We start from the raw sequence: 7,771 nt of genomic DNA, 5'->3' as shown, positions 1-7,771 counted from the left end.
TTCGCAAGGCTGGGAATCGGCACCGTAGAAGGCCGACAAGGGTTGATAGAGCAGCGGCTGATCCAGCCTTTTGCCTGGCAAACCCATAAAATATACAGTTAAATCAATGGTTTAGTTCCATAATATATATTATGCGAACAATGGATTTCGATTGTTCACCATTACAAGACGCGCCAGCAAAGGCAAGAAAAAGCCGCTCCATCGAGTAGAGCGGCTTCTGGTCGCAAGCTATGATTCAGAATTATCAGTCGGCATTAGCCGGGTGGCTTCGAGGTCGATGGTGTCGCCAATCGGATCAGGTACACGAGCTTGGAAGCCCTCAAATTCCTTGACGCCCAACGCCCAAAGGCAGTTTTCGGCCCGCTCCCGCGCCCAGGACGTCTGGGTGGGTGAGAGAGAGTGCTTGCTGAACGACACGAAGGCGACAAATGCCTGTCGCAAAACTTCGTCCTTCTGCTTGTGGGTGAGCATTGCAGTTATCCTCATACTGGAATGATCTGATCCGAAAATGGCGCGGATTTAACACCACGGCTCGCGTCGGCCACCCCATGTTCTCGCAAGCCCTTCGCTCACGAGCTGGTCGCCAACATCGCGACCGTTCACCCGAAGGGTCGCCAATGTCCGATTATATCGGTCTTCGCCCTCTCGGCGGATCTCGACGCGCTGACCATCGAGAAGCGCAGCGAGCCGGTGCTTGGAATCTTGAGCCAGGTTGATTTCGTAGCGGCATTGCCCCTCGATCTCGGGAGCATCAATGTTGGAAATCCGGACGCGCTCAACGCCATGGTTCTCGATCCTGATGGTATCGCCGTCCCAGACCTTCACTTGAACAGGCTCGCACGCGATGGCGCACAACAGGATTTCGATGATTACATGGCTATTCACTGGCTCGTGGACCTCGGCTCTACATTGTGGGTCTTGATCCCATTGAGGTTGATCCTCATGGAAGCGCGGTTGGGGTCTTCATCACTAAATGGCGGCTCGGATGGTGTCGGCGTCCCCTCGCCCGGCCCTGCGGCCAGGACTTCCCCTACTGGATCGGCGGGCGCGACGGGTGCGGCTTCGCCGTCGCCCATGCGCTCCTGTGCCGCCGCAAGCTGTTCGGCCGGCGCTGGCTTCCACACCGCAACATCGCCGGGGTCTTCGGCGTAGAACACGCTCTGGCCTTCAAAATAGCCGCTGGCATAAGACAGCATGGCGTCCTCGAACGCCTCTGGCCGGGGACCGCCGTACCATTTCGTGACGATGCGGTAGATCTTGCTGAACATCGCCGTGCCCATGCGCAAGTTCTCGCATGAATCGAAAAGGTTCATGCTCAAATCCTCGACGTTCTGAACGCCCAGACCGGCAGGATATTGAGTGAGACCAACGCGAATGACGGCCTGACCGAGATACTGTTTCGTCAGGTCCATGGCCGCTTCGGGCGTCGTCGGCTTTGGCACGGCGAAGGTGCGATTGCCGCTCTTGATAGTGACCTGCAGGTGATCGGGCGCGGCGATTTCTTCAACGAACTGCTGAACGATTTCGACGCTCAATCGTGGGTCGGCGCATTGCCTGATGAAGTCGGCATCAATCATGGCTGGTCCTTCCTTATTCGTTGAATGCCAATACCAAAGGTACATCGAACAGCGAAGCCCAAGCTTCCCCGCTCGCCTTCAAAATCGAGACGATGTTAGAGCCGCCCGTCCACCAGCCGTTGCCACCGGCAACGATCATGTCAGGATCGTGCATCATGGATTGCAGCACCGGCCAGATCAGCAAAAGCTCATAGCAAATGAGCGGCGCGGCACGCTGACCAGCAATCTCGATCGAAGGATTGCCGAATATCTGCGCGTGAGCGCCGCCAGTCGTCCAGGGTTGCCACATCGACACCGGGACCGGCATGCGCTGCTTGTAGAGGATGCCGGAACTGTCGGGCGTCAGCTCCATCATAACGCTGTCGTAGCCAGTCGGATCGACTACGGCTGCACCGCCGACCACGCGAACATCGAGGCCCGAAAGCTCACGCTGCCAGAGGCGTTCGGTGGTGGTGCCCCAGAGGCCAAGCGCGCTCTCTGGCAAAATGACAACAGACGCGCCCTGCCCTACGGCGTCCTTGACCATGCCGATGGTTTCAAGGTGCTGGGAATAGTCGGCATATTGCCCTTGAGCGGTAAATTTGAACTCGGTGTTGATGCCGGCATACCCCTCCGGTAAGGCTGGGGGCGTCCACGTTGCGGCGGACCATGCGTAAAGTCCTCCAAGGACGAGCGCAGCGGCCGGCCAAGCCCTCGTCGTCATGACGAGAAGGCCGGTCGCCATCGCGGCCAGGCCGAACCATCCCCAGCCCGGAAACAAGATTCCTGCGGCTGTGATCGGGCTGGCCCAGCCTGTAAACCCAAATGGCGGCAAGCTCATGAGAATGGCGGCGATCGCGTAGCGCTGCGGACGATGCCAGCCGCCTTTCGAGGTCCAAAGGGCGGCATGAACGATGACGAACAAGATCGAGGCGACAAGCCAGAAGCCTATGCCGATGGCGAGCTGTTCGCCAAAGAAGATCGACGTTCCGATGGGCAGACCACGCGAGGCTCCCAAGAAATGGGCGGCCGCCACCAGCGCCGCCACGGTACGCGAGGGGGCGAACGCCCACAGCGCCGGAAAGGCGACGCCAACCGGGAAAGCCAGCGCATAGCCGCTCCAGCCGACCGCGCCAGTGAATGCGCCACCGGCGACGAAGGCTGCGCCGATAGCGAGGTTACGGGGCGTAAGTGAGGATTTCACGCGCGAGGCCAAGGGTGCCGTCTGCGGGGAGTGGGCCAAAGTATCTCGAGTCATATGAACCAACAAATTCAGAATGCAGGAAAACCATGCCCTCGCCGACTGTGCCACCGGCATAGACCGGCATGGGCCGGCCTTCTGCATCGGCCGTGAGGACGCGCGATGAATGAAGGGGATTTCCGTCAATGATGACCTGGCCGCCGATCTCGACCGACTGACCAGCGACCGCGGCGACGGTTTTAATGAGCGGACCACTGCCAGAGGAGCAAAGGCCACGCGGAAGATATTGGCGCTCAAGCGCCAGCTCGACCGCCTCGCCATCAGGAGGGCAGATGAAAATGCGATCCCCTGCCCTAACCTCACGGTCCAGGGCGACAATCTGCCAGAGGCCAAGATTGTATGACGGCGTGAAATTGATCCGGTAGCCGCCAAAGGCGAAGGCGCTGGCAATGCCACCGATCAATATTGCGCCGGCGCCAAGAATGACGAGGGCATTGCGACGGGCGCTCAACGGGTCATCCCCGGCCTCTGGGTCTGGGCCTGCGCCTTGGCCTCGGCCTGAGCCTGCTTCTTCTCATGCGCCCCTACCTGATGTGCCGCATTGAACAGCGGCCAGTCCGCCGCGAGTTTTGCGCGCTCGGCCGGTGCGACCTTGGAGGCGGCAATATCGAACGTCTTGCCCTTCGCCTCGGCATCCTTGAACGTGTTCGATCCGAACTTCTGATCGAGCGCCTTGTTCAAGCCTTCGATCTCGGCTCGCACGATCCTGTCGGACAGGGCAAAGCCAAGATGGGAATGCAGATCGTTGCGGTCGATGGCGTCACGAATGCGCTCAAGCGTGCGGCTGGCGTCGTTGGAAATCGACGGAACATCGACGCGCTGACGATCCCGCTCTTGGGCCAAAGTGCCGGTGTGAAGCTCCTGCACCTCGGCTCGGATGCGGACGTAATCTTTGATCGATTTCGTTAGCGGATCGACATGGCCCACGGCGTTCTGACGCTGTGCCTTCGCCGCGCTCGATGCGAACATGCCGGTTTTACCCCGCAGTTCGCCGTAAGCTTCCGGGCCGGTGCTGAGTTGGTTGATGATGCGATCTTGAGCGGCCTTTGCCGTCGCGTCATCACCATTGAGTGCCGGCGCCAGATTCATCGCCTTCATGGCGTCGTCCGGCTTCTCATAGATAAGCTTCATGCGGCTGTTAATGTCCGTCCAATGAACGGTAAGGGTGGCATCACCTTGCACTTTCGCCTCCACTGCCTGTTTGATCGAGCTGGCCCAGGTCGCGACACCGCGCAACCAAGGACGGCCCTGTACCGCCGATTTGGCGGGCTGAGATTGAACGGTCTGGCCTCGGCCGAACCGTTCGATGAAGCTGGATAGTTTCGCGCCTGCTGCTGCCAGCCGGTCGCGCTGCGTCTTGACCCATCGGACCTGATCTTTGGCAAGAGCAGCAGCCACGCGGACCCCGAACAGTCCTCGGTTCGTCGCATAGTCGAGCGCCTGTCGATAGTGCTGCGACCCCGCATAGTCGAGCGTGGTGGTCTTGCCGCCGTCGCGTGACATGCGCGCCACAAGCTGGGCCAGGAGCTTCGATTGTTCTGGCTGCTGCTGAGCAGCCTCGGCGCGAGCTTCGCGAGCCTCGCGCATCTCTATAACCTGAGCCTTCCACTTATTGCGCTGGGCGGGCTCGAAAGTGAGGGTGTCGCGACCCGTCACAGGATCGACGCCGCGCACCGGAATTTTGACTTCTTCCACGCCATTGCGCTGTAGCCGGACAGTGTCTCCAACCTCAACACCTGAGTTGTCTATGGCGTCAGGCAGGCTGACACCCCAAAGCCTATGCACGACGCCATCAGGCGTGCGGACATCCGCGTAAGGCGTCTTGTCGCCCTTGCCATTTTCGCGGAAGTGGGCCTTGCCGCATTCAAGAAACTCGCCAACCAGACCCTCGTTATGATCGACGCGATCACCCTTAGAATACAGGTGCGCGGCGGCCACGCTTTTCGAGGCTGGATCTCGATCACCGACTAGCGCAGCGGTCCAAACGTTGCGCTCGCCAACACGCTCTTCCCACGTTTTGGCTCCGGTGACTTCATCGACAACCGGGACGGAAATAATGACTTCCTCGGTCCCATCTTTTCGCAGCCGAACCATATCTCCGATGGTGACGCCGCCCTTTTCCATTGCCTCGGGCAAGCTGACGCCCCAAAGGCGATGTGTGGTGCCGGCTGCATCAAGCAAGTCGGCATAGGGCGTGGGTTTCACGTCCTCGCCTTCCTTGAACTTCGCCATGCCGGCATCAATCAGCTTGCCGGTGATCCCGGCTGCATGATCGACACGGCCATAGCGCCCAAATTCATCCGCGGCCGCATAAAGCTCCATGGTGTCGCGATGACGGGTGAGCGCCACGTAGGTCAGATGCCGGTCGAACATCGACGAGGCCAGAACCTTGACCTTATCGACTGTCGCGCCCTGGCTCTTGTGGATGGTCGTCGCATAGCCATGATCGACATTCTGATAGAAAGCCTGATCGACCTCGACACGGCGTTTGTCTTCTCCGATCTCCGCGACGATCTTGCCTTTCTCGGCTTCGACCACGCGCCCGATCATACCGTTCATGACGCCAAGCGATTTCTCGTTTTTGAGGAAAACGATCTGATCGCCGGTGGCGAACTGTCGAACCCCATCGGCAGTGCGGAACGCGTGATCGGCTCCGATCAGCTTGCGCTCTGTGAGGGCCGCGCGAGCCTGCTCGTTGAGGGCACGAACGTCCTTGCGCATGAATGCAAGGATGAGGCTAGACTTGCCGGGATCGTAATCGGCAATCCAATCCTTGACCAAAGCGGTGATAGCCTCGTCCTTGGTCTTGGTCTCTTTGACATGCCCATTGTCGTTGTAGGCAGTGAGAGCCGCAGCAACATCGCCCTTGGCGAGATCCATGGAAGCTTCGCGCATCCATTCTTCGCGCTGGCGCCAGATCGTTCCAAGCTCGGCATAGCCAACAGTATCAGCAAGCTTGCGGAAAGCGCCGCCAGCTTCAATTGGCTGCAACTGGTCGGCGTCACCAATGAGAACAATTTTGGCACCCGCCTTGTCGGCGGCGGCGATGAAATCCGCCATCTGACGGGACGCGACCATGCCGGATTCATCCATGACGAACACGGTCTTTTCGTCCAGCAAGTTCTCTTCGCGCTTCCACTGCAATTGCCATGACGCGAGAGTGCGGCTGGTAATACCCGCCTCTTTCTCCAAGCCCTCGGCGGCTTTGCCTGCCAGTGCGCCGCCAACAACCTTGTACCCATTGGCTTCCCAAATTTCGCGGGCAGCCTTCATCATTGTGGTTTTGCCGGAGCCAGCGCGACCGACGACAAGCGACAACCGCTCATCGCCGGTAATGCGCTCAATGGCAACATCGCGTTCGGCAGATTGGTGTTCCTGGGCCGCAATGACTTCCGCCCCTGATGACGCCGACACAGCGAAGCCGCCGCGCACCGCAAGGCGCTCTGCCTGATCGGCCATCTCCGCCTCAATGCGGATCATGTCGCGGGTGGCATAGCGGTTCGGCAGAACTTCGCCGGTGGCAAAATCGACGCCCTCGGCCTCGATCAACGCCAGCTCGGGGCTTTGCATAACGCGGGCAAAAAGGTTCGCAAATTCACCAGCATCATCGACGTAGCGGTGCAGATACTTCGCCACATCGCGTTCATCGAAAACGCTCTTTTCGGTCGATATCGCCTCAAGGACGATCTCGGGGCGATTGGAAATGCGGCTGGCATTCTCGACCCGGACGGCCTGATGCTCGGCAAGCCTTTCAAGGTTTACCGTCCGCCCCTCTGCCTCGGCCTCACGATGGATGTTCTTGGCGGCCACACCGATATGACTGGTAGGCTCAAGGTCAATACCGCGCTCTGCATAGGACCGCCCATCGACCCGCACATCATGGCCGTTCAATTCCAGATGCTTGTTCTGCGAGGCGTACCAGCTATTCCGAAGCTCTAGGAAATCTGCCTTATCACCTGCCCATAGCTTGTACTGTATCTGACCGTTTTTCGCCCGCGATGGCTGGCCGTTTTCATCGAGAACCGGAACCTTCTTTCCGCCAAATCCGTCCTGAGTGAGCGGGCGCAGGCTGGTCATCAGATGCACATGAGGATTGCCCTCAACATCGTGATAGGCCCAATCCGCGATGAGGCCCCTTGAGGTAATTTCGGCAGATACGAAATCGCGCATGAGCGCGATATTCTGCTCCGTGGTTAGCTCAATCGGCAGCGCCAGGACAAATTCTTTGGCAAGCTGCGCATCCTTACGGGCCTCGAACGCCTCGACCTTGTTCCAGAATGTCTCGGACGATTGCGCGGCCTTCTTTCCGTCGATCAGCGCCTTTGCCCAATCCGGGGCGTGATCAGGAATAGCAAACTCGCTGTGAGCCAAGCCGGTCTTGTTGGTGAAGTCGGTAACGCGCCCTTCCCGCTCGTTCTCCATCTTGGCGCAATGACGATACGCAGCAGCAGCAACAGCGGAACGCCCAGAGGCGCGGCTGATGAGCTTGGGCGTAAAGTGCGTGATGGCCAAGAGCGCTATTCTCCGATCAATGAGCGCCCCGCCAAAGGGGGCGAAAAGCAGACGTTGCAACGTAACGTATTACTGCGCTGTTAGACACAGACAAGAAAGTACCGGCAGGCCGGTTCAGTGTAAAGCAACAATGCCTGCTCCGCAGAAATTTTAAATTGATTGGTGCTGCCTGATGGGGCAAAACTTCATATGCAACATCAACGGAGTAGAGAAAATGGCAAAGAAGCCGAAGTCGCCAGCAGAGATCAGGGCACAGATTGATGCGCTCAAGAACGAGCTGAAAGAGGCAGAGGCCAGAGAGGCGGAACGTATCGGTGGCCTTGCCGTGAAAGCCGGTCTTCATGAGATCGATGCCAACGACGCCGATCTGATCCAGGCGCTGAAAGAAGTGGTCGCACGATTTCAGTCCAAAGCGCAACAGTCGAACCAGACGGCTTAGAGG

General features: G+C 58.9%; 7 protein-coding genes. 1 reads left to right on the top strand and 6 read right to left on the bottom strand.

The genetic code is table 11. From position 1 onward, the window contains the following. Positions 1 to 228: 228 nt before the first annotated feature. Genes ACRQ1B_RS28740 through traA form a run of 6 tightly spaced genes read right to left on the bottom strand, consistent with a single transcriptional unit; the run spans position 229 to position 7,329 of the window. Positions 229 to 471, bottom strand: coding sequence for a hypothetical protein (locus tag ACRQ1B_RS28740; protein WP_432297744.1), 243 nt, complete (start codon positions 469 to 471; stop codon positions 229 to 231). A 48-nt stretch (positions 472 to 519) separates the two neighbouring features. Then, complete coding sequence (locus ACRQ1B_RS28735; RefSeq protein WP_432297743.1) at positions 520 to 885, bottom strand: thermonuclease family protein; 366 nt, start codon at positions 883 to 885, stop codon at positions 520 to 522. Further along, positions 882 to 1,577, bottom strand: coding sequence for a lysozyme family protein (locus ACRQ1B_RS28730; protein ID WP_432297742.1), 696 nt, complete (start codon positions 1,575 to 1,577; stop codon positions 882 to 884). The genes ACRQ1B_RS28735 and ACRQ1B_RS28730 overlap by 4 nt, the downstream gene beginning before the upstream one ends. 13 nt (positions 1,578 to 1,590) lie before the next feature. After that, entirely contained in the window at positions 1,591 to 2,760 is a 1,170-nt protein-coding gene (locus ACRQ1B_RS28725; RefSeq protein ID WP_432297740.1) for a conjugal transfer protein TraB, read from the bottom strand. Next, on the bottom strand, positions 2,735 to 3,268 hold the full coding sequence (traF, locus tag ACRQ1B_RS28720) for a conjugative transfer signal peptidase TraF (protein ID WP_432297739.1): 534 nt from the start codon (positions 3,266 to 3,268) through the stop codon (positions 2,735 to 2,737). Before traF ends, ACRQ1B_RS28725 begins: the two co-directional genes overlap by 26 nt. Further along, positions 3,265 to 7,329, bottom strand: a complete 4,065-nt coding sequence (gene traA, locus ACRQ1B_RS28715) for a Ti-type conjugative transfer relaxase TraA (protein WP_432297738.1) — start codon at positions 7,327 to 7,329, stop codon at positions 3,265 to 3,267. The genes traF and traA overlap by 4 nt, the downstream gene beginning before the upstream one ends. Positions 7,330 to 7,543: 214 nt before the next feature. Between traA and ACRQ1B_RS28710 the strand changes: the two genes are divergently transcribed. After that, entirely contained in the window at positions 7,544 to 7,768 is a 225-nt protein-coding gene (locus ACRQ1B_RS28710; RefSeq protein ID WP_432297737.1) for a TraC family protein, read from the top strand. Positions 7,769 to 7,771: the final 3 nt, after the last annotated feature.

Source organism: Endobacterium panacihumi (assembly GCF_050847465.1).
Classification (GTDB): domain Bacteria; phylum Pseudomonadota; class Alphaproteobacteria; order Rhizobiales; family Rhizobiaceae; genus Neorhizobium; species Neorhizobium panacihumi.
Note: the sequence above shows the minus strand (reverse complement) of the source record. Positions and strands in the feature narration are given on the sequence as shown.

Excerpts from the sequence above, each read along its gene's own strand:
- ACRQ1B_RS28740 (WP_432297744.1), bottom strand. The coding sequence starts at position 471 with ATGCTCACCCACAAGCAGAAGGACGAAGTTTTGCGACAGGCATTTGTC.
- ACRQ1B_RS28730 (WP_432297742.1), bottom strand. The coding sequence starts at position 1,577 with ATGATTGATGCCGACTTCATCAGGCAATGCGCCGACCCACGATTGAGC.
- ACRQ1B_RS28710 (WP_432297737.1), top strand. The coding sequence starts at position 7,544 with ATGGCAAAGAAGCCGAAGTCGCCAGCAGAGATCAGGGCACAGATTGAT.